At 36.3% G+C, this 21,110-nt stretch carries 23 protein-coding genes and 3 tRNA genes; 19 read left to right on the top strand and 7 right to left on the bottom strand.

The features are described 5' to 3' along the window. Positions 1-160 precede the first annotated feature (160 nt). The 5 genes from BN1226_RS01830 to BN1226_RS01850 all read left to right on the top strand — a co-directional run bounded on the left by BN1226_RS01830 (position 161) and on the right by BN1226_RS01850 (position 2,854). On the top strand, positions 161-376 hold the full coding sequence (locus BN1226_RS01830; protein WP_044469738.1) for a YceK/YidQ family lipoprotein: 216 nt from the start codon (positions 161-163) through the stop codon (positions 374-376). Then, on the top strand, positions 377-2,392 hold the full coding sequence (rep, locus tag BN1226_RS01835) for a DNA helicase Rep (protein WP_044469739.1): 2,016 nt from the start codon (positions 377-379) through the stop codon (positions 2,390-2,392). 119 nt (positions 2,393-2,511) lie between these two features. Further along, positions 2,512-2,604 (top strand) — tRNA-Ser (locus BN1226_RS01840). A gap of 12 nt (positions 2,605-2,616) precedes the next feature. Beyond that, a tRNA-Arg gene (locus BN1226_RS01845) sits at positions 2,617-2,693 on the top strand. A gap of 84 nt (positions 2,694-2,777) precedes the next feature. Beyond that, a tRNA-Arg gene (locus tag BN1226_RS01850) sits at positions 2,778-2,854 on the top strand. A gap of 111 nt (positions 2,855-2,965) precedes the next feature. Here BN1226_RS01850 and BN1226_RS01855 read toward each other — a convergent pair. After that, positions 2,966-3,352 carry a hypothetical protein gene (locus BN1226_RS01855; protein WP_239384644.1) on the bottom strand — a complete coding sequence of 129 codons (387 nt, stop codon included), beginning with the start codon at positions 3,350-3,352 and terminating at the stop codon, positions 2,966-2,968. A gap of 105 nt (positions 3,353-3,457) precedes the next feature. Between BN1226_RS01855 and BN1226_RS01860 the strand changes: the two genes are divergently transcribed. The 11 genes from BN1226_RS01860 (at position 3,458) to BN1226_RS01910 (ending at position 12,733) form a co-directional block, all read left to right on the top strand. Continuing rightward, positions 3,458-4,060: a beta-phosphoglucomutase family hydrolase gene (locus BN1226_RS01860; RefSeq protein ID WP_044469741.1), complete on the top strand. Its 603-nt coding sequence runs from the start codon at positions 3,458-3,460 to the stop codon at positions 4,058-4,060. Between the two features lie 63 nt (positions 4,061-4,123). Further along, on the top strand, positions 4,124-4,609 hold the full coding sequence (locus BN1226_RS01865) for a YqaA family protein (RefSeq protein WP_044469742.1): 486 nt from the start codon (positions 4,124-4,126) through the stop codon (positions 4,607-4,609). Between the two features lie 169 nt (positions 4,610-4,778). Further along, positions 4,779-5,285, top strand: coding sequence for an S-ribosylhomocysteine lyase (gene luxS, locus BN1226_RS01870; protein ID WP_044469743.1), 507 nt, complete (start codon positions 4,779-4,781; stop codon positions 5,283-5,285). A gap of 34 nt (positions 5,286-5,319) precedes the next feature. Then, positions 5,320-6,501 (top strand): formate-dependent phosphoribosylglycinamide formyltransferase, encoded by a 1,182-nt coding sequence (purT, locus tag BN1226_RS01875; protein WP_044469744.1) that lies wholly within the window; start codon positions 5,320-5,322, stop codon positions 6,499-6,501. An 82-nt stretch (positions 6,502-6,583) separates the two neighbouring features. Beyond that, on the top strand, positions 6,584-7,765 hold the full coding sequence (lpxB, locus tag BN1226_RS01880; RefSeq protein ID WP_044469745.1) for a lipid-A-disaccharide synthase: 1,182 nt from the start codon (positions 6,584-6,586) through the stop codon (positions 7,763-7,765). Beyond that, positions 7,758-8,357: a ribonuclease HII gene (gene rnhB / locus BN1226_RS01885; protein ID WP_044469746.1), complete on the top strand. Its 600-nt coding sequence runs from the start codon at positions 7,758-7,760 to the stop codon at positions 8,355-8,357. Before lpxB ends, rnhB begins: the two co-directional genes overlap by 8 nt. A gap of 15 nt (positions 8,358-8,372) precedes the next feature. Then, complete coding sequence (locus BN1226_RS01890) at positions 8,373-10,223, top strand: SLC13 family permease (protein WP_044469747.1); 1,851 nt, start codon at positions 8,373-8,375, stop codon at positions 10,221-10,223. Positions 10,224-10,241: 18 nt separating this feature from the next. Further along, on the top strand, positions 10,242-10,835 hold the full coding sequence (gene mog / locus BN1226_RS01895) for a molybdopterin adenylyltransferase (protein WP_044469748.1): 594 nt from the start codon (positions 10,242-10,244) through the stop codon (positions 10,833-10,835). Between the two features lie 37 nt (positions 10,836-10,872). Further along, the gene (gene glnB / locus BN1226_RS01900; RefSeq protein ID WP_005758618.1) at positions 10,873-11,211 is read left to right on the top strand and encodes a nitrogen regulatory protein P-II; all 339 of its coding nucleotides are present in this window, start codon (positions 10,873-10,875) and stop codon (positions 11,209-11,211) included. A 79-nt stretch (positions 11,212-11,290) separates the two neighbouring features. Then, a complete protein-coding gene (locus BN1226_RS01905) occupies positions 11,291-11,671 on the top strand; it encodes a cytochrome b562 (protein ID WP_044469749.1) in 381 nt (126 codons plus the stop codon). Between the two features lie 12 nt (positions 11,672-11,683). Beyond that, a complete protein-coding gene (locus BN1226_RS01910) occupies positions 11,684-12,733 on the top strand; it encodes an AI-2E family transporter (RefSeq protein WP_044469750.1) in 1,050 nt (349 codons plus the stop codon). A 114-nt stretch (positions 12,734-12,847) separates the two neighbouring features. On the opposite strand, the gene dsbB is transcribed toward BN1226_RS01910, so the two are convergent. After that, complete coding sequence (gene dsbB / locus BN1226_RS01915; RefSeq protein ID WP_044469751.1) at positions 12,848-13,384, bottom strand: disulfide bond formation protein DsbB; 537 nt, start codon at positions 13,382-13,384, stop codon at positions 12,848-12,850. 18 nt (positions 13,385-13,402) lie between these two features. Further along, positions 13,403-14,950 (bottom strand): sodium/proton antiporter NhaB, encoded by a 1,548-nt coding sequence (nhaB, locus tag BN1226_RS01920; RefSeq protein WP_044469752.1) that lies wholly within the window; start codon positions 14,948-14,950, stop codon positions 13,403-13,405. A gap of 121 nt (positions 14,951-15,071) precedes the next feature. On the opposite strand from nhaB, the gene fadR reads away from it, so the two are divergent. Continuing rightward, a complete protein-coding gene (gene fadR / locus BN1226_RS01925; RefSeq protein ID WP_044469753.1) occupies positions 15,072-15,821 on the top strand; it encodes a fatty acid metabolism transcriptional regulator FadR in 750 nt (249 codons plus the stop codon). Between the two features lie 18 nt (positions 15,822-15,839). Here the strand turns inward: fadR and folB are convergent, their stop codons facing one another. Then, positions 15,840-16,205: a dihydroneopterin aldolase gene (folB, locus tag BN1226_RS01930; RefSeq protein WP_044469754.1), complete on the bottom strand. Its 366-nt coding sequence runs from the start codon at positions 16,203-16,205 to the stop codon at positions 15,840-15,842. Positions 16,206-16,312: 107 nt separating this feature from the next. Here folB and plsY point away from each other — a divergent pair, with 107 nt between their 5' ends. After that, entirely contained in the window at positions 16,313-16,936 is a 624-nt protein-coding gene (gene plsY, locus BN1226_RS01935) for a glycerol-3-phosphate 1-O-acyltransferase PlsY (protein WP_044469755.1), read from the top strand. A gap of 81 nt (positions 16,937-17,017) precedes the next feature. Here plsY and pgeF read toward each other — a convergent pair whose 3' ends face one another. Further along, the gene (gene pgeF / locus BN1226_RS01940) at positions 17,018-17,752 is read right to left on the bottom strand and encodes a peptidoglycan editing factor PgeF (protein WP_044469938.1); all 735 of its coding nucleotides are present in this window, start codon (positions 17,750-17,752) and stop codon (positions 17,018-17,020) included. 13 nt (positions 17,753-17,765) lie between these two features. After that, the gene (rluD, locus tag BN1226_RS01945; RefSeq protein ID WP_044469756.1) at positions 17,766-18,740 is read right to left on the bottom strand and encodes a 23S rRNA pseudouridine(1911/1915/1917) synthase RluD; all 975 of its coding nucleotides are present in this window, start codon (positions 18,738-18,740) and stop codon (positions 17,766-17,768) included. 127 nt (positions 18,741-18,867) lie between these two features. Here rluD and BN1226_RS01950 point away from each other — a divergent pair, with 127 nt between their 5' ends. Further along, positions 18,868-19,692 (top strand): outer membrane protein assembly factor BamD, encoded by an 825-nt coding sequence (locus tag BN1226_RS01950; RefSeq protein ID WP_044469757.1) that lies wholly within the window; start codon positions 18,868-18,870, stop codon positions 19,690-19,692. Positions 19,693-19,810: 118 nt separating this feature from the next. Here the strand turns inward: BN1226_RS01950 and rho are convergent, their stop codons facing one another. Further along, positions 19,811-21,073, bottom strand: a complete 1,263-nt coding sequence (gene rho / locus BN1226_RS01955) for a transcription termination factor Rho (protein WP_005758416.1) — start codon at positions 21,071-21,073, stop codon at positions 19,811-19,813. Positions 21,074-21,110: the final 37 nt, after the last annotated feature.

The following is a 21,110-nucleotide window of genomic DNA, read 5'->3' on the forward strand; positions in this document are numbered from 1 at the left end:
TTTGAGAGACGTAAAAAGGCGTAAAATGGTCTGTATATTTTTTAATCTATCATTATTTGCTAATGAAGACTCATGAGCATATCAGTTTTATGACAGAAATTTCCCTAACAAAGCCATGATTTTCGCTTATAATGTATAACATTATTTGAGATAGCAATTTATGATTAAAAATTTACTCATTTTAACCGCACTTTTCTGTATGACGGGCTGTGGAACTATTGTTCAATTAATTAATCCCCGAGATAAGTATGAGGCTTATGATGGGACTAAGCTTGATTGGCAACAGGCACAGCAATGGGGTTTACCAATTTTAGATTTACCCCTTTCTTTCTTATTAGATACCGCACTTTTACCTTATGTTTGGTCACAGGAATAAATGAAACTTAATTTTCAACAACAAGAAGCCATGGAGTATACCTCTGGACCTTGCTTAGTACTTGCAGGTGCAGGGTCTGGCAAGACACGTGTGATTATTAATAAGATCGCCTATTTGATAGAAAAGTGCGGTTATTTACCAAAACAAATTGCAGCAGTAACTTTTACTAACAAAGCCGCTCGAGAGATGAAAGAGCGTGTAGCCCATTCTATTGGTAAAGAATCAACTAAAGGTTTAACGATTTCGACTTTTCATACCTTAGGTTTCGATATCATTAAACGAGAATATAAGCATCTTGGTTTTAAAGCGAATATGACGTTATTTGACGAACATGATCAAATGGCATTATTAAAAGAATTAACGGCTGATTTATTACTAGAGGATAAAGATCTATTACGTGAGCTGATTTCGACGATTTCAAATTGGAAAAATGATTTAGTCATGCCAAGCCAAGCGGCTAAATTTGCACGAGATGAAAAGCAACAAACTTTTGCCAAATGTTATGAGCGTTATGCTAATCAGATTCGTGCTTATAACGCCTTAGACTTTGATGATTTAATTATGCTTCCTACTTTACTATTTAAAACTCATCAGGAAGTGCGGTTGAAATGGCAAGAAAAAATTCGTTATTTATTAGTGGATGAGTATCAAGATACTAACACCAGTCAATATGAGTTGATTAAATTATTAGTCGGGCAACGAGCATGCTTTACAGTGGTAGGCGATGATGACCAATCTATTTATTCATGGCGTGGTGCACGCCCACAGAATATGGTGCGTTTACGTGATGATTTCCCACAATTAAAAGTGATTAAGCTCGAACAGAATTATCGTTCTACGCAACGGATTTTGCATTGCGCTAATATTCTTATTGATAATAATGATCATGTTTTTGATAAAAAACTATTCTCTAATATTGGCGAAGGTGAAAAACTACAGGTTATTGAAGCCAAAAATGAAGAACATGAGGCTGAACGTGTGGTTGGTGAATTGATTGCTCATCGTTTTATCAATAAAACAAAATATCAAGATTATGCCATTTTATATCGAGGCAATCATCAATCGCGTTTATTAGAAAAAGTACTAATGCAAAATCGTATTCCTTATAAAATTTCAGGTGGAACCTCATTTTTCTCCCGTGTAGAAATTAAGGATATGATGGCTTATTTGCGATTACTTGTGAATCAAGATGACGATTCTGCATTTTTGCGTATTGTGAATACGCCCAAACGTGAAATTGGTACAGCAACCTTAGAAAAATTAGGCATGTTAGCCAATCAAAAACACGTGAGCTTATTTGAAGCAATTTTTGATTTTGACTTAATTCAGCTTGTTACCCCTAAAGCTTATAATGCGTTACAAAACTTTGGGCGTTGGATGGTGGAATTAAGTGATGAAGTGGTACGTTCTGAACCACAACGCGCCGTTCGTTCCATGTTGGCACAGATTCACTATGAAGAATATTTGTATGAATATGCCAATAGCCCTAAAGCTGCCGAAATGCAGTCAAAAAACGTGGTGACTTTATTTGAATGGGTGAATGATATGCTCAAAGGCGATGAATTTAATGAGCCAATGACCTTAAATCAAGTCGTCACTCGTCTCACTTTACGAGATATGCTAGAACGTGGAGAAGAGGATGATGAGTCTGATCAGGTGCAACTGATGACTTTGCATGCATCTAAGGGACTAGAATTTCCCCATGTATTTTTAGTGGGAATGGAAGAGGGGATTTTACCTCATCAAACCAGCATTGATGAAGATAATGTAGAAGAAGAACGACGCCTAGCTTATGTAGGTATTACTAGAGCACAACGCACATTGCGTTTTACTTTATGTAAAGAACGCCGTCAATTTGGTGAGTTAATTAAACCTGAAGCAAGTCGTTTCTTATTGGAATTACCACAAGATGATTTGCAATGGGAACGTGATAAGCCAGCGTTAACGGCAGAACAAAAAGAACAGAAAGCGGTAGCCAATATTGCTAATTTGCGAGCAATGTTAAAACGTAATTAAATGAAATTGAGTTAAATTGCACATAATTCCGACAAATGAGTGACGGATTGCAAAGTTTTGTAAAAAATCATTTGACTTATTTTCAGAAAAAAGTATGATACCGCCCACAAACCGACGACGGTGAGATGGCCGAGAGGCTGAAGGCGCTCCCCTGCTAAGGGAGTATGTGGTCAAAAACTGCATCGAGGGTTCGAATCCCTCTCTCACCGCCATTTACTCTCAGGGCACCCGTAGCTCAGCTGGATAGAGTACTCGGCTACGAACCGAGCGGTCAAAGGTTCGAATCCTTTCGGGTGCGCCATTTCAATTTTTACTCTAGATTGAACTGGTCAATAATAGATTGCGAGAATAAATAAAGTTTGCTAATATTGAGAAATCAATCAGCGCACCCGTAGCTCAGCTGGATAGAGTACTCGGCTACGAACCGAGCGGTCAAAGGTTCGAATCCTTTCGGGTGCGCCATTTCACTAAATCTCTTAATTCCCTTTTTATCAAAACTAACTGATTTTTTCTTATTCACTTATTTATTTAGCCATATATTTCATGAGTTAATATTTTATTAGTTGGTTGTGACTAATCTTGTTTTAACACCCAAGGTTGGGCAATCGTAAGAGAATACCAGTTTGCAATTAAATGAGTTTGTTCGCTCTCTGGAATAGAAAAAGGGATAAGTGTAAGAATATCTCTATGTATTTCTAAAATTTTTGGAAAATACACCGCACTTTTAATTTCTTCCATAATGTCTTTATGTAGAGGTTGAGCTGCATAGCCCCTGTTTATTCGACCTAAAGCCATGGCAAGATGCAATAATTCCATTTCCATTTGTTTGGTTGTAACATCAACTTTCCAATAATCTATAAGGCGTTTCTCAATTCTTAACATGATAGTTGATAAATTGCTATTAATTAGCTGTCGCTCTTCTAATAATATTAAATGTTCTGCTAATTTCATAAGACTCATGGGGTAAGTTAGGATCATTTTAAGCATAACAAATGTATTAAAATTAAACAGTGCATAGATCACAAATTTATAGGAAAATGTAGAAAAATAAAAAAGAGGATAAACATGTTCGATTTTGAGCTGATTAATCAATATGATGCACTGATTTTTGATATGGATGGTACACTTATAGATACGATGCCTAGTCATGCTCTTGCCTGGGAAAAAGTAGGCGAAGTATTAGGCTATCCGATTAAAGGTGATGTGATGTATGAGTTTGCAGGCGCTCCCACTAAAGTGATTGCAGAAGAAACTATGCGTCGTTATGGCGTCCCCCCTGAACTAGAAGAACAATTAGTTATTTTAAAACGTAATTTTGGACGAAAGTTAGTTATTGAGAAAGCGACATTGCTGCCAACTATACAAGTTTTACAACATTTTTATCGTAAAAAACCATTGGCGTTGGGAACAGGTTCGCATCAAAGTATGGTGGATTTGTTACTAAGCCATTTTAATTTAGCGCATTATTTTAATGCGATGGTGGTGGCTGAGGATGTAAAACAGCATAAACCTGCTCCTGAGACGTTTTTGCGTTGTGCAGAATTATTGAATGTAGAACCTAAACATTGTTTAGTTTTTGAAGATGCAGATTTTGGTGTTCAAGCTGCATTGGCTGGTGGCATGGATGTGTGGGATATTCGCTTCAATAATATTATTACAAATAAATAAGAGATAAAAATAAAATCGCCACAATGAGATATAAAATGAACTATAGAATGTTGATGTTGTATTATGTTTGAATGGACATTTTGGGCAGAGTTTTGGCAACATCATAGCCTTTATTTAATGTTTGCGAGTAGTTTTCTTAGTGCGACAGTGTTGCCTGGCAGTTCAGAGATTATTTTTCTTGGATTAGCAACGGCGATGCAATTATCTGCTCAACATTATTTTTCTAGTTCAATATTGCTTTTATTAGTGGTAGCAACTATTGGTAATACTTTGGGTGGAATGACAACCTATTGGATTGGATGTTGGTTGCCATCCCCTGAGCTTAGCCAGCAATCCAATGCAAAAGTGCGGTGGGTTTTAGAAAAATTTAAGCGTTATGGTAGCTTTGCTTTATTATTAAGTTGGATGCCAGTTGTAGGTGATGTGTTTTGTGCAGTCGCAGGTTGGATAGGTTTACCTTGGGGAAAGGTTTTTAGCTTTATGTTAATAGGTAAAACCTTACGTTATTTATTTTTATGCTATTTGGTCATAGGTTATCAATTTTTATAAATGTTAAAAATAAGTTAGATTTGCTAAAATAAAAAAGCCACTCATTGAGATGAGTGGCAAAATATAACCTAAGGAACCAATTTTTTATTATTAATCACAACTGTAAGTTGCTATTCATAAGACTCGTAATATGTCAGAAAGTTCAAAAAAATTAAAAAAAGGATAAATTATGCCATTGCTCGATAGCTTCAAAGTTGACCACAGAATTATGAAAGCCCCGGCAGTACGTATTGCTAAAACAATGCGAACTCCCAAAGGGGATGATATTACGGTGTTTGACTTGCGTTTTTGTATTCCCAATAAAGAAAATATTCCATCTAAAGGTATTCATACCTTAGAACATTTATTTGCGGGCTTTATGCGTGATCATTTAAATGCGAGGGATGTAGAAATTATTGATATTTCGCCAATGGGATGCCGTACAGGTTTCTATATGTCATTAATTGGCTGTCCAGATGAGCAACGTGTGGCAACCGCTTGGCTAGCAGCAATGAAAGATGTGCTAGTGGTTAAATCTCAAGATCAAATTCCAGAATTAAATGAATACCAATGTGGCACATATACTGAACATTCACTTGCTGAAGCTCAAATAGCCGCTCGCCATGTGATTGAAAAAGGTATTAGCATTAATAAAAATGAAGATTTGTTATTAGACGAAAAATTATTAAACCCATAATTCTCGTTAGCAACACAATAGTAAAGGAACATTTATGACAACTCTTGGTACAGCATTAACCCCGAAAGCAACGAAAGTAATGATGTTAGGTGCAGGTGAGTTAGGTAAAGAAGTAGTAATTGAACTACAGCGTTTAGGTGTTGAAGTTATCGCCGTAGATCGTTATGAAAATGCGCCAGCACAACAAGTGGCTCATAGAGCTTATACCATTTCCATGTTAGATGGTGAGGCATTAAAAGCTTTAGTGGAAAAAGAAAAACCTGATTATATTGTGCCCGAAGTGGAAGCTATTGCTACTGCAACTTTAGTTGAATTAGAGCAGCAGGGATTTACTGTCATTCCCACAGCTAAAGCAACACAATTAACCATGAATCGTGAAGGTATTCGTCGTTTAGCCGCTGAACAGTTAGGGTTACCTACCTCAAATTATCAATTTGTAGATAATTTTACAGATTTTAAACAAACTGTAGAAAAAATTGGTGTTCCTTGTGTGGTTAAGCCTATTATGTCTTCTTCAGGGCATGGGCAATCTATTATTAAATCGTTAGATCAAGTTCAACAAGCTTGGGATTATGCTCAAGAAGGTGGTCGAGCAGGTGCTGGCAGAGTGATTGTAGAAGGTTTTGTAAAATTTGATTATGAAATCACCTTGCTAACGGTTCGTCATGTTGGTGGAACTTCATTTTTAGCACCAATTGGTCATCATCAACAAGATGGTGATTATCGTGAATCTTGGCAGCCACAAGCCATGTCTGAAAAAGCCTTACAAAAAGCTCAAGAAGTGGCAGAGAAAATTACCAGTGCATTAGGAGGACGTGGTATTTTTGGTGTGGAAATGTTTGTCTGTGGTGATGATGTTATTTTTAATGAAGTATCGCCTCGACCACATGATACAGGAATGGTCACTTTAATTTCCCAAGAGCTTTCTGAATTTGCATTACATGCTCGGGCAATTTTAGGCTTACCTATTCCTGAAATTAATCTCATTAGTCCAGCTGCGTCAAAAGCGATTGTGGTGGAAGGAAAATCTACACAAGTACAATTTGATCATTTAGAACAAGTGCTAGCAGAACCAAATACGAATATTCGTTTATTTGGTAAAGCTGAAGTTAATGGACACCGTCGTATGGGAGTGATTTTAAGTCGTGATATTTCTGTTGAGAAAGCTTTAGAAAAAGCTTTTCGTGCTTATGATAAATTAGAAATTAGTTTATAATTTATGAAAATCATACCGCACTTTGGGGAAAATAGACCTAAAGTGCGGTTATTTTTATCAACATTTTGCTAGCGTAATCATTATGGAAAATGTAATAAATAATCATCCAACTATTGCTATTGTAGCAGGAGAAGTATCAGGAGATATTCTTGGTGCAGGTTTAATTCGAGCGTTAAAATTGAAATATCCACAAGCACGTTTTATTGGCATTGCAGGTAAAAATATGTTGGCTGAAGGTTGTGAAAGCCTAGTGGATATGGAAGAAATTGCAGTAATGGGGTTGGTTGAAATTTTGAAGCATTTGCCACGCTTACTGAAAATTCGTAAACAGATCGTTGAAACGATGTTGGCAGTTAAACCAGATATTTTTATTGGTATTGATTCGCCTGAATTTAATCTTTATGTGGAAGAAAAACTCAAAGCACAAGGGATTAAAACTATTCATTATGTGAGCCCATCAGTATGGGCTTGGCGTCAAAATAGAATTTATAAAATTGCTAAAGCGACTCATCTTGTTTTAGCTTTCTTACCTTTTGAAAAAGCCTTTTATGATCGTTTCAATGTGCCTTGTCGTTTTATAGGGCATACTATGGCTGATGCAATACCTCTAAAACCTAATCGTAGTGAGGCTTGTCAACTATTGAAATTAGATGAAAATAAGCGTTATATGGCGATTCTTGTGGGAAGTCGTGGTTCAGAGGTGGAGTTTTTAGCAGAACCTTTCTTACAAACCGCACAGTTATTAAAACAGCAATATCCAGAACTTCAATTCCTTGTGCCATTAGTCAATGAAAAACGCCGCCAACAATTTGAACAGTTAAAAGCACAAGTTGCTCCTGAACTAGAATTGATTTTATTAGATGGTCATGCTCGTCAAGCCATGATAGTGTCAGACGCCACTTTATTAGCATCTGGAACGGCAGCGTTAGAATGTATGCTATGTAAATCGCCAATGGTCGTCGGTTATAAAATGAAACCATTAACTTATTTCTTAGCGAAACGTTTGGTGAAAAGTAAGTATATTTCCTTGCCTAATTTATTGGCAGATGAGATGTTAGTACCAGAAATGATCCAACAAGAGTGTGAACCAGAGAAATTAGCTGTACAGCTTGCTGCCTATTTAGATCAAAGTGAAAGTGCGGTAGAAAATCGTAAAATTTTATTACAACGTTTTACTGAATTGCATCAACTGATTCGATGCGATGCAGATAGTCAAGCAGCTCAAGCTGTAATTGATTTATTAGAAGGAAACAAGCATGAGTGATTTTGAATACCCGCAAGGTTTTGAATTAGTTGCAGGTGTAGACGAAGTCGGACGGGGACCATTAGTGGGCGCCGTGGTTACAGCAGCAGTGATCTTAGATCCTAATAATCCTATTGAAGGATTGGCAGACAGTAAAAAATTATCTGAAAAGAAGCGTGAACAGCTTGCTGAAGAAATTAAACAAAAGGCATTAGCTTGGGCATTAGGGCGTGCAGAGCCTGAAGAAATTGATCAATTAAACATTCTGCATGCCACCATGCTTGCGATGCAACGTGCGGTAAAAAATTTAAAAATTCAACCGCACTTTGTGTTAGTCGATGGCAATCGAGTGCCTGAATTAGCCATGCCAGCACAAGCCGTGGTAAAAGGTGATAGTAAGGTACAAGAGATTAGTGCTGCATCAATTATTGCTAAAGTAGCTCGTGATCATGAGATGGAAGAACTGGATAAACAATATCCGCAATATGAATTTGCAAAACATAAAGGTTACCCGACAAAAGTCCATTTAGAAAAATTAGTTGAATTTGGCGCCTTGCCACAACATCGCCGTAGTTTTGGTCCTGTACGTAAGGTATTAGATAAGCATAATTGATAAGCGAAATAGATTATGAATGAACAACTTTGGTATCAATCACCACTATTTGTTGTACTTGCTTTACTGATCGGTGCAATTATTTTGTTTGTGCAGAATAAATTGCGGATGGACACCGTTGCATTACTAGTTATGCTGTTATTTTGCTTAACAGGTATTTTATCTTTAGATGAGGTATTTGCGGGCTTTAGTGATCCCAATGTTATCTTAGTTGCTCTTCTATTTATTGTCGGCGAGGGGCTTGTTCGTACAGGTGTCGCTTACCAAGTAAGCGAATGGCTGATGAAGGTTTCCAATAATAGTGAAACTAAGGTGCTGGTTTTATTAATGTTAGCAGTTGCAGGCCTGGGTTCTTTTATGAGTTCTACTGGGGTTGTGGCAATTTTTATTCCTGTGGTACTTGCTATTTGTCAGCAAATGAAAATTTCCCCTAAACGATTAATGATGCCACTAAGTGTAGCGGGTTTAATCAGTGGTATGATGACATTGATTGCTACGGCTCCTAATCTAGTAGTGAATGCAGAATTAGTGCGTATTGATAATCTTCGTTTTAGTTTTTTCTCTTTTACCCCGATTGGTCTAGCGGTCTTGGTGGTGGGGATTTTATATATGCTAATAGCTCGCCGTTGGCTTGATAGTTCAGAGCATAATATTAGTGAAGTCAAACAACGTGATTCAATTACTGATTTAATTGAAGAATATCAATTACATCAGCGTGTTAAACGATTTGTAGTGAAAACGGGATCACAATTTATTGGTCATTCAGTTGAAGACTTGCATTTACGTTCTAATTATAAATTAAATATTTTAGCCATTGAACGTTGGAAGCGATTTCGCCCAGTCTTTATTGCCGCTTCCTTAGGAAAAATTGAAATTAAAGAAAAAGATATTCTATTAATTGATATTGCTAATCCTCAGTTAGATTTAGATTCTTTCTGTCATTTATATCATTTAGAACCTACCGAAATTCGCAATACTCACTTTAATGAACAATTAAAATCTGTAGGCATGGTAGAAATTACGCCTGTACCAGATAGTGATGCCATTGGTCAGAGTGCTGCCCAGTTGCGTTTTCGTTCCCATTATGGTTTGAATGTAATTGGAATTAAACGTGATGGAGAATTATTGCAGGGATTATTGGTGGAAGAACCTTATAAATTAGGCGATCAATTATTAGTGATTGGGGATTGGAAACTGATTCGCAAATTGCCTGATCGTACTAAAGACTTCTTTGTATTGGAATATCCAAAAGAAATTGATAAAGCCGTTCCTGCTCGTAGTCAAGCTATGCATGCTATTTTCTCTGTGGTAGCCATGGTAATCCTCATGGTGACAGGTGTGGTGCCTAATGTTATTGCTGCATTAATTGCTTGTTTATTATTGGGGAAATTCCGTTGTATTGATGCAAAAAGTGCTTATGATAGCATTCACTGGCCAATTATTATTCTAATTGTTGGTATGATGCCATTTTCCATCGCCTTACAAAAAACAGGTGGGGTAGATTTAGTGGTGGATTTTATGATTAATACCGTAGGTAACATGGGTAAGCATTGGATTTTAATCAGTTTATTTACTTTATCTGCGGTAGTTGGATTATTTATTTCTAATACGGCTACGGCAATTTTAATGGCTCCTATTGCAATTAATATGGCTCACCAATTAAATTTATCACCAGTCCCTTTCGCTATGACAGTTGCTATTTCCGCCTCTGCGGCTTTTATGACGCCTGTTTCTTGCCCTGTGAATACGATGGTATTAGGGCCAGCAGGATATAAATTTGGTGATTTTGTCAAAATTGGCGTACCATTCACCATCTTAGTTATGTTAGTCACCATTTTCTTGGTGCCTGTATTGTTCCCATTCTAGGGAGAAAAAAGGAAAATTATGACCGCACTTTCACAAACAAAATTGAAAATTGGACTAGTCTCAGTCTCTGACCGAGCTTCACAAGGCATTTATCAAGATCAAGGTATCCCAGAATTACAAACTTGGTTAGAAAATGCTTTAGTGGATAAATTTGATGTTGAAACTCGTTTAATTCCAGATGAACAATCAGAAATTGAAAAGACATTAATTGAGTTAGTAGATATTCACCAATGTCATTTAGTGCTGACGACAGGCGGAACAGGCCCTGCTAAACGTGATGTGACACCTGATGCAACATTAGCTATTGCTGATCGAGAAATGCCTGGTTTTGGAGAACAAATGCGTCAAGTGAGTTTACATTTTGTACCGACTGCAATCCTTTCTCGTCAAGTTGGTGTGATTCGTAAAGATAGCTTAATTTTGAATTTACCAGGTCAACCTAAGGCAATTAAAGAAACTTTAGAAGGTGTTAAAGATGAAAATGGTAGGGTATTAGTAAAAGGAATTTTTGCAGCAGTACCATATTGTTTACAACTGATTAATGGATTATATATTGATACGAAACCAGAAGTCATTGTGAGTTTTAGACCTAAATCAGCACGTCGTACTTAAAAGTGCGGTGGCATTTATAAAAATTTTGAGGTGAGCGATGAAAAAAATTGAAGCAATTATAAAACCTTTTAAATTAGATGATGTGCGAGAATCATTATCTGATATTGGTATTACAGGTATGACAGTCACTGAAGTGCGTGGTTTTGGGCGTCAAAAAGGCCATACTGAATTGTATCGTGGTGCAGAATATATGGTGGATTTTTTACCTAAAGTGAAAATTGAAATTATCATTCCTGATGATTTGCTCGATCAATGTATTGAGGCCATTGTAGAAACTGCTCAAACAGGGAAAATTGGTGACGGCAAAATCTTTGTGTATGATGTGGATCGTGTTATTCGTATTCGTACTGGTGAAGAAAACGAAGATGCACTTTAATGTATTTTACTTTTTATTCTACTTTTAATTAAAACTGCGGTGAATTTTTAGAAAATTACCACAGTTAAAAGGATCTTTTATGAAAAAATTACTTTCTCTACTTAGTATTATTAGCTTATCTTTTGTTATAACGGCTTGTGGCGGCGAGGATGCTCGTTCAGAAATGCAAATGATGGGACGTTATAATAGTGAATTGATGAGTGCATCAAGTGCCGAAGAATTTCATAAGGCAGCAGATAATTTAACTAAATTTTCTGTAGAGGCGATGAATAAACGTCCTTCCACAGTAAAATCTGATGAAGAATTTAATGCATATCAGCAAGCTATGCAGAAATTTATTGAAGTTGTTATGCAAGCGGATCAACTTGCACAACAAGGTAAATTAGCTGATGCAAAAGCTTTAACGCTTCAATTATCGGACATGAAGAAGCAATATCATGCCGAATTTAAAAATAAATAAGAGTAATAGATTATGGTAAAACCTCATTCTGCAAATCATGTATTAGTTGGTCTTGCTTCATTGGTAATTATTTTAGCAGGCATAAAAATGGCAGGAGAGATTGTTGTGCCTTTTTTATTAGCCTTATTTATTGCTATTATTTGTTCGCCGATTATTCAATATATGACAAAGAGGAAAATTCCTCATTGGTTAGCAATTACAATTTTGTTTTTGCTAATTCTAATGGTGTTTTTCTTTTTAATTGGTCTTATTAATGGCTCAATACAAGAGTTTTCTCAGTCAATGCCACAATATCGTGTATTAATGGATGAAAGGTTAAATGACCTTACCGCATTATTAAAAAAGTGGAATATTCATTTTTCGATTAATAAAGCGATTATCCTTAATCATTTAGATCCTAGCGCTATGATGAATTTTGTGAGTAAGTTACTACTTAACTTTTCCAATGTAGTATCTAATGCATTTGTACTCATTTTAGTGGTGATTTTTATGTTACTCGAAGCCCCAACAGCTAAACATAAATTTGCATTAGCATTCAGTGATAAAGACAGTGATGCTGGTAGCGAAGAACAATATCTTGATGCTATTTTACAAGGTGTAATTAGTTATTTATGGGTGAAAACTTTGGTAAGTTTGCTGACGGGTATTTGTGTATGGTTATTGTTAGAAATGTTTGATGTGCAATATGCGGTTTTGTGGGCAACATTAACCTTTTTAGCTAACTATATTCCTAATATAGGCTCTATTATTGCAGCAATCCCGATTGTTCTACAGGTTTTTTTACTCAATGGATTATCCGATGGTTTCTGCGTAATGATTGGCATTATTGCGATTAATATGTTGATTGGTAATATTTTGGAACCTCGCCTGATGGGACGTACTTTAGGATTATCCACATTAATCGTTTTTCTTTCTTTATTATTTTGGGGTTGGCTATTAGGAACTGTTGGTATGTTTCTCTCTGTGCCATTAACTATGGCAATTAAAATTATTTTAGAAATGAATCCAAACACAGAAAGATACGCTATTTTATTAGGCGATGTTTCGGAAGATAAACGTTAAGCACTTTTAGGCAATTAAATAACAAAAAGCATTTTATTCGATCTGCACCTCAAAAGTTAGGCTAAATCGCCAACTGATTAAGGTGCAGATTTTTTGTGTTTTTCAGAGATGAGATTAATGAAAAAGTTTTCGATGTCTTTGTTTTCCTGATTTAAATTGGCTTAGCAATAAAATAATGAATAATAAGGTGTAAACAACAAAAATAACAACTATCCATTGTGCCATAGATAAACCTAAGAATGACCAAGTAATCTCACTGCAAGAGCCACTCGGGCTAAATAAAAAGGGAAACCACTTATCTAAAGGTAAGGTTTGTGGAAATTCAGGTAAATAGGAACATTGATTCCAAGGTGCAGGATTAAGCTGATAATCTACATGTTTTAATGATATTAATAATCCTTTTACCGAACTTCCTAAACCAATAAATAATCCTAGAAAACGGAAGAACCAAGAACGTGGATAAATAAATCCAATTATTCCTGCAAAAAACAATCCGAATAATGCAACGCGTTCATAAACACACATTACGCAAGGTTGCAATTCCATGCCATATTGGAAATATAATGCTGTTAATTCTAAAGCGATAGCAGAAAAAGCTAATAATAACCATCCGCCACGACTGGTTGAAAGATCTTTAAAATAATTAAGCATAGTATTTCCTTCTATGTTTTATACAGGTAGTGCGGTGATCCAACCTAAACTACTAAAGAATTTTGTTGCTCCTGGTAAAATAAATTCAACGGCAAGTAACCCAACTACGGTTAATACGATAGTATAAGGTAAAGCCATATAAACCATTCTACCATAAGATAAGCGAATAAGAGGTGCTAATGAAGAGGTTAGCAAGAATAAAAATGCCGCTTGTCCATTTGGTGTAGCAACAGATGGCAAGTTAGTACCAGTGTTAATTGCTACTGCAAGTAATTCAAATTGTTCTAATGAGATAGAACCAGCATGTAATGCCGCTTTCACTTCACTAATATAAACTGTTGCTACGAATACATTATCTGAAATTGCTGAGAGTAAGCCGTTGAAAGCATAAAATAATAATAGCTGTGCACTTTCACTTGCTGATAGTACAAAACTAATAATCGGTGCAAAAAGGTGTTGATCAATAATGACGGCAACCACAGAGAAGAATACCACTAATAAAGCACAGAACGGTAAAGATTCTTCGAAAGATTTACCAATAGCACTTTCTGAAGTAATACCACAGAATGCAGTAGTAAGCACAATCACAGTTAAACCAATTAGACCTACAGCAGCTAAATGGAATGCTAATCCACAAATTAACCATATTCCGATGAGCGCTTGGATAATCAGTTTAATTTTGTCTTGTGTTCCCATTTTTTTCTGTTGGACACGATTAAAGGTCACTAAAATACACCATACTTTACGAGGTAATTTTTCGCCGTAGCCGAATAAATGTAATTTTTCAAGTAGTACACAAGTTAAAATACCTGCAATTAAAGTGGGTACTGTGACTGGTGCCATACGAATAAAAAACTCGGTAAAGTTCCACGATGCTTGTTCAGCAATAATAAGATTCTGAGGTTCTCCAACTAAAGTCATTACCCCACCAAGAGCGGTACCAACAGAGGCATGCATCATTAAACTACGCAAAAATGCTCTGAATTGTTCGAGAACTTGTTGATTTTTCTTTATCTTTTCATCATTTGTAATATCTGTTGAATCTTCAAAAGAAGCACCTGAAGCCACTTTATGATATACACCATAGAATCCCATAACTACACTGATAATTACAGCAACAACAGTTAGAGCATCAAGGAACGCAGATAAAAAAGCTGCACTTAAACAGAAAGCAATAGAGAGTGCAATTTTAGATCGAACACTAATTAAGAGTTTGGTAAAAGCAAATAGTAATAATTGCTTCATGAAGTAAATACCAGCCACCATAAACATCAGTAGCAGAATAACTTCAAAGTTTGCCATAATTTCAGATTTAACATGTTCTGGAGATGTCATCCCAATTACGACGGCTTCTATAGCGAGTAGACCACCGGGTTGTAATGGATAGCATTTCAAAGCCATGGCAAGGGTGAAAATAAATTCAATCACCAAACACCAACCAGCTAAGAATGGACTGACTGCAAAATATAATATTGGATTAAGAATGAGAAAAGCGATAATAGTAAGTTTATACCAGTCAGGACTTCTTCCTAAATAATTATTGAAAAATGCATTACAATTATTCATGTATGTGTTGCTCTGTAAAGTTAGGTAAAATTATATTATAGATTGTAATATATTTCAGATTAAAGGATAATACTAAATAATTAGTTTTTTAGAACTAGATCATATTTTGAGGGAGTTTCTGTTGTTTAAACAAACAAGTACTAACCAAGACCAATCTATTTTGAAAGCAAGAAGCCCTGCTGCTTTAGCAGAAGAATATATTGTAAAAAGTATTTGGGGTAATCATTTTCCACCGGGTACAGATTTACCTGCGGAACGAGAACTCGCAGATAAAATTGGGGTGACACGTACGACTCTGCGAGAAGTGCTACAACGATTAGCTCGTGATGGTTGGTTGACGATTCAGCATGGTAAACCAACACGGGTCAATGATGTATGGCAAACATCAGGACTTAATATTCTTGATGTATTGGTGCGCTTAGATAGTACAATGTCTCCAATGCTCATTTCTAATGTTCTGTCTGCACGGACTAATATTGCCACTATTTATGTACCCAGAGCATTTAAAGCAAGTTTTGAGGAAGCCGTATCACTTTGTAAGAATGTTATAGAAACAATTACCGAAGATGCAAGCTCTTATACTTCACTAGATTATGAACTGTTTCATAAATTAGCCTTTTTTTCTTTTAATCCCATTTATGGCATGATTTTAAATAGCTTAAAAGGGCTTTATACTCGAGTCGGTATGTTTTATTTTAATATTCCTCAAGCTCGTGAACTTGCTAAGAACTTTTATGTTGAGCTTTATGAGTTAGGTCAAGCTCAAAAATTAGATGCAATTCCAGAGCTAATTCGCCAATATGGTCGAGATAGTTCTCTTATCTTTGCTGCCTCACAAGATGAATTAACGGCACATTTAAGAGATGCGTAAAATATGTAATTTGTTAATTTAAGCACTTTTTATACTACCACGTTCAATAATAATACCAACATTACGAGCTTGTGCCACGGCATTAGGTTTGCTTAGTTTAATTTTGAGCCATTGAATAGAAAATCTTTGTTGTAATTGTTCAGCGACTTCATTGGCTACTCGTTCAATTAATAAAAAGGGCTTAGATTGTACGTATTGGATAATAAATTCACTGACTTCGGCATAATTTAAGCAATAGCTAACATTATCTGTTTCAGCTGCTTTACGGCTATCCCAAAGCATTTCAATATCGAAAATGAGTTTTTGCTTAATTTGTTGTTCCCATTCATATACACCAATTTGAGCGAAAACGGTCAACTCTTCAATAAAAATACGATCATTCATAAATTTCCTTTGCGATTTTAATCAAATATTATTAGCTATATGCTATCAAGTTTAGGTAGAATAAACGAATAATTTTTAATAGGAAATTGACTTTCTAAGGTGAATTTATGAGTTATTTTGCCATTTTTTATATGCTAGTAACCTATTTAATTGGTTCTATTTCCAGTGCAATTCTGATTTGTCGCCTTGCAGGATTGCCAGATCCTCGTAAAAATGGTTCAAATAATCCAGGGGCAACTAATGTATTAAGGATTGGTGGACGTTGGGCAGCTCTTGCGGTTCTCATTTTTGATGTGTTAAAAGGAATGTTGCCTGTTTGGTTGGGTTATCGTTTAGGGTTGACGCCTTTTGAATTAGGAATGGTTGCTCTTAGTGCTTGTTTGGGGCATATTTTTCCAATTTATTTTAAATTTAGAGGTGGTAAAGGAGTCGCTACGGCATTTGGTGCCATAGCACCTATTGGCTGGGGAGTCGCAGGTACGATGCTATCAACTTGGCTATTGGTTTTTTTATTCAGTGGTTATTCTTCTTTGAGTGCAGTTTTAGCAGCCTTGTTAACCCCATTTTTTGTATGGTGGTTCCGACCTGAATTTACTTTTCCTGTCGCTCTTGTGTGTTGTTTGCTAGTGTATCGTCATCATGAAAATATTCAACGTTTATGGCGTGGTCAAGAAGATAAGGTGTGGAGTAAATTTAAAAAGAAAGTGGCTGAATCTGAACCACCAAAATAGCGATAAAGAAACTAAAAGTGCGGTGTAATTTTAGAAAATTTTAACCGCACTTTTTTATTATTAAGGGTTTGATAATTTTGATTATTCAAACCAAATCAATGTTGCCATTCTGCCAGTATTTACATCACGGCGAAATGAAAAGAATTGCTCTGCTTCAGTATAAGTGCAGTGTTCTCCACCATAAATATGAGTTACCCCCATTTTATCTAAACGCTGGCGAGCTATTTGATATAAATTCCCTAAGAATTTTCCTTTTCTAGTGGTGTCATTAACAAATGCCTCTTGTGCTTGAGTATCTTTTGCCACAAATTGATCCACAACATCTTGACCTACTTGGAAAGCTTTAGGACCAATTGCAGGACCAAACCAAGCAATAATTTCATTACGAGGGCATTGAAAACATTTAATCGTTTCTTCTAGAATGCCATCACATAGCCCACGCCAGCCAGCATGGGCAGACGCCACTTCAGTTCCTTGTTTATTGGTAAATAAGACTGGGAGACAATCTGCGGTCATGACTAAACAAATTTGATTTGGCTGATTGGTATAAACTGCATCAGCATCAAGGTTATCTCCTTTATAAGGCAAGCTAATTACTCTTGTACTATGAGTTTGAGTCAAGAAAATAGGCAATTGAGGTAAGCCAAATTGTTCTACTAATAGTTGACGATTTGTTTTGACATCTTCTGGATTATCGCCTACGTGATTACCTAAGTTGAAACTCTCATAAGGTACTTGGCTTACTCCACCTTGGCGTGTGGTGGAAAATCCATGAACATTATTTGGTACAGACCAATTTGGTGAAATCCTTTGTATCATAATCACTAACCTAATAATCTAATTCATCTTTATGAAGTTGGTAGTCTGCTTTTAGAGCATTAACTAACTCAACAAAATCATCGGGCAATGGTGCGTGCCATTCCATTAGTTCTCCAGTAATTGGATGTTCTAAACGTAACATTACTGCATGTAAGGCTTGACGTTGGAAATTCCGCATTACTGTCATAAATTCTTCACTGGCGTTTTTTGGTGGACGTGGACGACCTCCATAAGTTTGATCGCCCAGTAATGGATGAGCGATATGTGCCATATGTACTCTAATTTGGTGGGTGCGTCCAGTTTCAAGTCGTAAACGTAAGCGAGTATAGTTACGAAAATGTTCCATAATACGATAATGTGTTATGGCTGGTTTTCCCATAGGATGTACAGCCATTAAAGTCCGTTTAGTCGGATGGCGTGCCATAGGTTCATCTACCGTACCACCTTTTGTCATAATTCCAAAGGCAATAGCTTCATATTCTCGGGTTATTTTACGCTTTTGTAATGCTCGAACTAATTGGGTTTGTGCTGGAATCGTTTTTGCGACTACCATTAAACCTGTTGTATCTTTGTCGAGGCGATGCACAATTCCCGCACGTGGTACCTCAGCAATTTGTGGATAATGATAAAGCAAGGCATTAAGAACCGTACCATTAGGATTACCTGCACCAGGGTGTACTACAAAATCTTTGGGTTTATTAATGACTAAAATATCATCATCTTCATAAACAATATTTAAAGGTAAATTTTGTGGTTCAAAACGATTTTCATCTTCAATTTCTACCGTAATTTCAATTTGCTCACCACCAAACATCTTTTCTCGAGGCACATTTATGATTTTTCCATTCACTGAAACAAGCTCCTCTTCGATCCAAGTTTTTAAGCGGGAGCGAGAATAATCAGGGAACAATTCTGCAAGAGTTTGGTCTAAACGTTGTCCCATTTGATGTAGCTGAACTTCAGCCGTCATAGTAATTTGTGCCATAAATATTAAAAATCCACTAATTCAAGTTTGCTTATTTTATAATGTTCTATACAATAACAAAATTATTTTGGGTGCATTGTAACGCACAACACTAAATATTTATACTGAAAAAAGGATTATAGCCGCTATGCGTAATTTTAAATCACTGGCTTCGATCGCTTTAAGTGCATTTGTGATCACAGCATGTTCAAGTTCAGAGACACCTGTTGAACAAGCCTCCGAACAACAATTATTTACAATGGGGCAGGAATATTTACAAGATGGTAATTATAGCCAAGCAACCCGTTATCTAGAAGCTGTTGATGCACGTTTCCCTGGTGGATCTTATAGTGAACAATCTGAATTAAATTTAATTTATGCAAGCTATAAAACACAGGATTATACAAAAACCTTAGTTACCGCAGATCGCTTTTTAAATCGTTATCCCCATAGCCAACATTTAGATTATGTGCTTTATATGGCAGCTTTAACCAATAGTGCGTTAGGAGATAACTTATTCCAAGATTTCTTCGGTGTAGATCGCTCTACTCGTGAAAATACTTCAATGAAAACGGCGTTTAGTAACTTCCAAACCTTAGTGCAAAACTTCCCTAATAGCCCATATACACCTGATGCGTTAGCACGTATGGCTTATATTAAAGACCGTTTAGCACGTCATGAATTAGCCGTTGCTAAGTTTTATGCGAAACGTCAAGCCTGGGTGGCTACTTCAAATCGTATTACAGGTATGGTCAGAACTTATCCTGATACGCAAGCTACTTTAGAAGCTTTGCCGTTGCTACAAGAATCTTATGAAAAATTAGGTTTAACCCAATTAGCAAATCAAGCAGCCACTTTAGTTCAAGCCAATCAAGGTCGTGTGATTAAAGAAGTTGAAAAGCCAGATGAACCTTTCTTAAAATTACCATCTTGGTTATCTTTTGGTAGTAAGGCATCTGAAAAAGCAGAATAGTAGCCTTAATAGCTAAACTCATAAAGCAGGTATGTTTACCTGCTTTTTTTATGCATATCAATAAAAGCAAAGGACGCTAAAAAGCGTCCTTAAAAGTGCGGTAAATTTTAGAAAAATTTTATGAGCGTTTCATTATCTCAAAGAATTCTTCGTTAGTTTTTGCGACCATGAGTTTATCAATAAGGAATTCCATTGCTTCCACTTCACCCATTGGGTTAAGAATTTTACGTAAAATCCACATTTTTTGTAACTCGTCTGGTGTAGTGAGTAAGTCTTCTTTACGAGTACCAGAACGGTTGAAATCAATGGCTGGGAAAACACGTTTTTCAGCAATTTTACGGGATAAATGTAATTCCATATTACCCGTACCTTTGAATTCTTCAAAGATAACTTCATCCATTTTAGATCCTGTATCTACAAGTGCGGTCGCAATAATGGTTAAACTTCCACCTTCTTCTACATTACGAGCAGCCCCGAAGAAGCGTTTAGGACGATGTAATGCATTAGCATCCACCCCGCCCGATAAGATTTTCCCTGAAGCAGGTGTCACTGTATTATAAGCACGTGCTAAACGTGTAATTGAGTCTAATAAAATGACAACATCTTTTTTGTGTTCAACAGAGCGTTTGGCTTTTTCAATAACCATTTCGGCGACTTGCACATGACGAGAAGCAGGTTCATCAAAGGTAGAAGCAATCACCTCACCTTTTACTGAACGTTGCATCTCAGTCACTTCTTCTGGACGTTCATCAATTAGTAATACAATCAACTCACATTCTGGGTAGTTGTGAGTAATGCTTTGTGCAATATTTTGTAGCAACATTGTTTTACCCGCTTTAGGTGGGGCTACAATTAGACCACGTTGACCTTTACCGATTGGTGATGCTAAATCTAAAATACGTGCAGTTAAGTCTTCGGTTGAACCGTTACCACGTTCCATACGCAAACGAGAATTCGCATGTAATGGAGTTAAGTTTTCAAAAAGAATTTTACTACGAGAAACTTCAGGTTTATCGTCATTGACTTGATCGACTTTTAAAAGTGCAAAATAACGTTCACCTTCTTTAGGTGGACGGATTTTCCCTTCAATTTTGTCACCAGTTTGTAAATTAAAACGACGGATTTGGCTTGGAGAAACATAAATATCATCTGGACCAGCAAGATATGAACTATCAGCTGAACGTAAGAAACCGAAACCATCAGGTAAGATTTCTAAAACGCCACCTCCAAAAATATCTTCGCCACTTTTGGCATGTTGTTTTAAGATTGCAAATACGATGTCTTGTTTACGTAAGCGAGCTAGATTTTCTAAGCCCATTTGTCCTTCACCAAGTGCCACTAATTCAGACACAGGTGTATTTTTTAGTTCTGTCAAATGCATAATTTAAGCGTTTTTGATTGGATTTTTCGTTGAGTTT

Origin of the sequence: Mannheimia massilioguelmaensis (genome assembly GCF_000940515.1) — a bacterium.
GTDB lineage: Bacteria > Pseudomonadota > Gammaproteobacteria > Enterobacterales > Pasteurellaceae > Basfia > Basfia bettyae.

Bases quoted from the DNA above. Each gene is read 5' to 3' on its own strand.
- BN1226_RS01830 (WP_044469738.1), top strand. From the start codon at position 161: ATGATTAAAAATTTACTCATTTTAACCGCACTTTTCTGTATGACGGGC.
- rep (WP_044469739.1), top strand. From the start codon at position 377: ATGAAACTTAATTTTCAACAACAAGAAGCCATGGAGTATACCTCTGGA.
- BN1226_RS01855 (WP_239384644.1), bottom strand. From the start codon at position 3,352: ATGAGTCTTATGAAATTAGCAGAACATTTAATATTATTAGAAGAGCGA.
- BN1226_RS01860 (WP_044469741.1), top strand. From the start codon at position 3,458: ATGTTCGATTTTGAGCTGATTAATCAATATGATGCACTGATTTTTGAT.
- BN1226_RS01865 (WP_044469742.1), top strand. From the start codon at position 4,124: ATGTTTGAATGGACATTTTGGGCAGAGTTTTGGCAACATCATAGCCTT.
- luxS (WP_044469743.1), top strand. From the start codon at position 4,779: ATGCCATTGCTCGATAGCTTCAAAGTTGACCACAGAATTATGAAAGCC.
- purT (WP_044469744.1), top strand. From the start codon at position 5,320: ATGACAACTCTTGGTACAGCATTAACCCCGAAAGCAACGAAAGTAATG.
- lpxB (WP_044469745.1), top strand. From the start codon at position 6,584: ATGGAAAATGTAATAAATAATCATCCAACTATTGCTATTGTAGCAGGA.
- rnhB (WP_044469746.1), top strand. From the start codon at position 7,758: ATGAGTGATTTTGAATACCCGCAAGGTTTTGAATTAGTTGCAGGTGTA.
- BN1226_RS01890 (WP_044469747.1), top strand. From the start codon at position 8,373: ATGAATGAACAACTTTGGTATCAATCACCACTATTTGTTGTACTTGCT.
- mog (WP_044469748.1), top strand. From the start codon at position 10,242: ATGACCGCACTTTCACAAACAAAATTGAAAATTGGACTAGTCTCAGTC.
- glnB (WP_005758618.1), top strand. From the start codon at position 10,873: ATGAAAAAAATTGAAGCAATTATAAAACCTTTTAAATTAGATGATGTG.
- BN1226_RS01905 (WP_044469749.1), top strand. From the start codon at position 11,291: ATGAAAAAATTACTTTCTCTACTTAGTATTATTAGCTTATCTTTTGTT.
- BN1226_RS01910 (WP_044469750.1), top strand. From the start codon at position 11,684: ATGGTAAAACCTCATTCTGCAAATCATGTATTAGTTGGTCTTGCTTCA.
- dsbB (WP_044469751.1), bottom strand. From the start codon at position 13,384: ATGCTTAATTATTTTAAAGATCTTTCAACCAGTCGTGGCGGATGGTTA.
- nhaB (WP_044469752.1), bottom strand. From the start codon at position 14,950: ATGAATAATTGTAATGCATTTTTCAATAATTATTTAGGAAGAAGTCCT.
- folB (WP_044469754.1), bottom strand. From the start codon at position 16,205: ATGAATGATCGTATTTTTATTGAAGAGTTGACCGTTTTCGCTCAAATT.
- plsY (WP_044469755.1), top strand. From the start codon at position 16,313: ATGAGTTATTTTGCCATTTTTTATATGCTAGTAACCTATTTAATTGGT.
- rluD (WP_044469756.1), bottom strand. From the start codon at position 18,740: ATGGCACAAATTACTATGACGGCTGAAGTTCAGCTACATCAAATGGGA.
- BN1226_RS01950 (WP_044469757.1), top strand. From the start codon at position 18,868: ATGCGTAATTTTAAATCACTGGCTTCGATCGCTTTAAGTGCATTTGTG.
- rho (WP_005758416.1), bottom strand. From the start codon at position 21,073: ATGCATTTGACAGAACTAAAAAATACACCTGTGTCTGAATTAGTGGCA.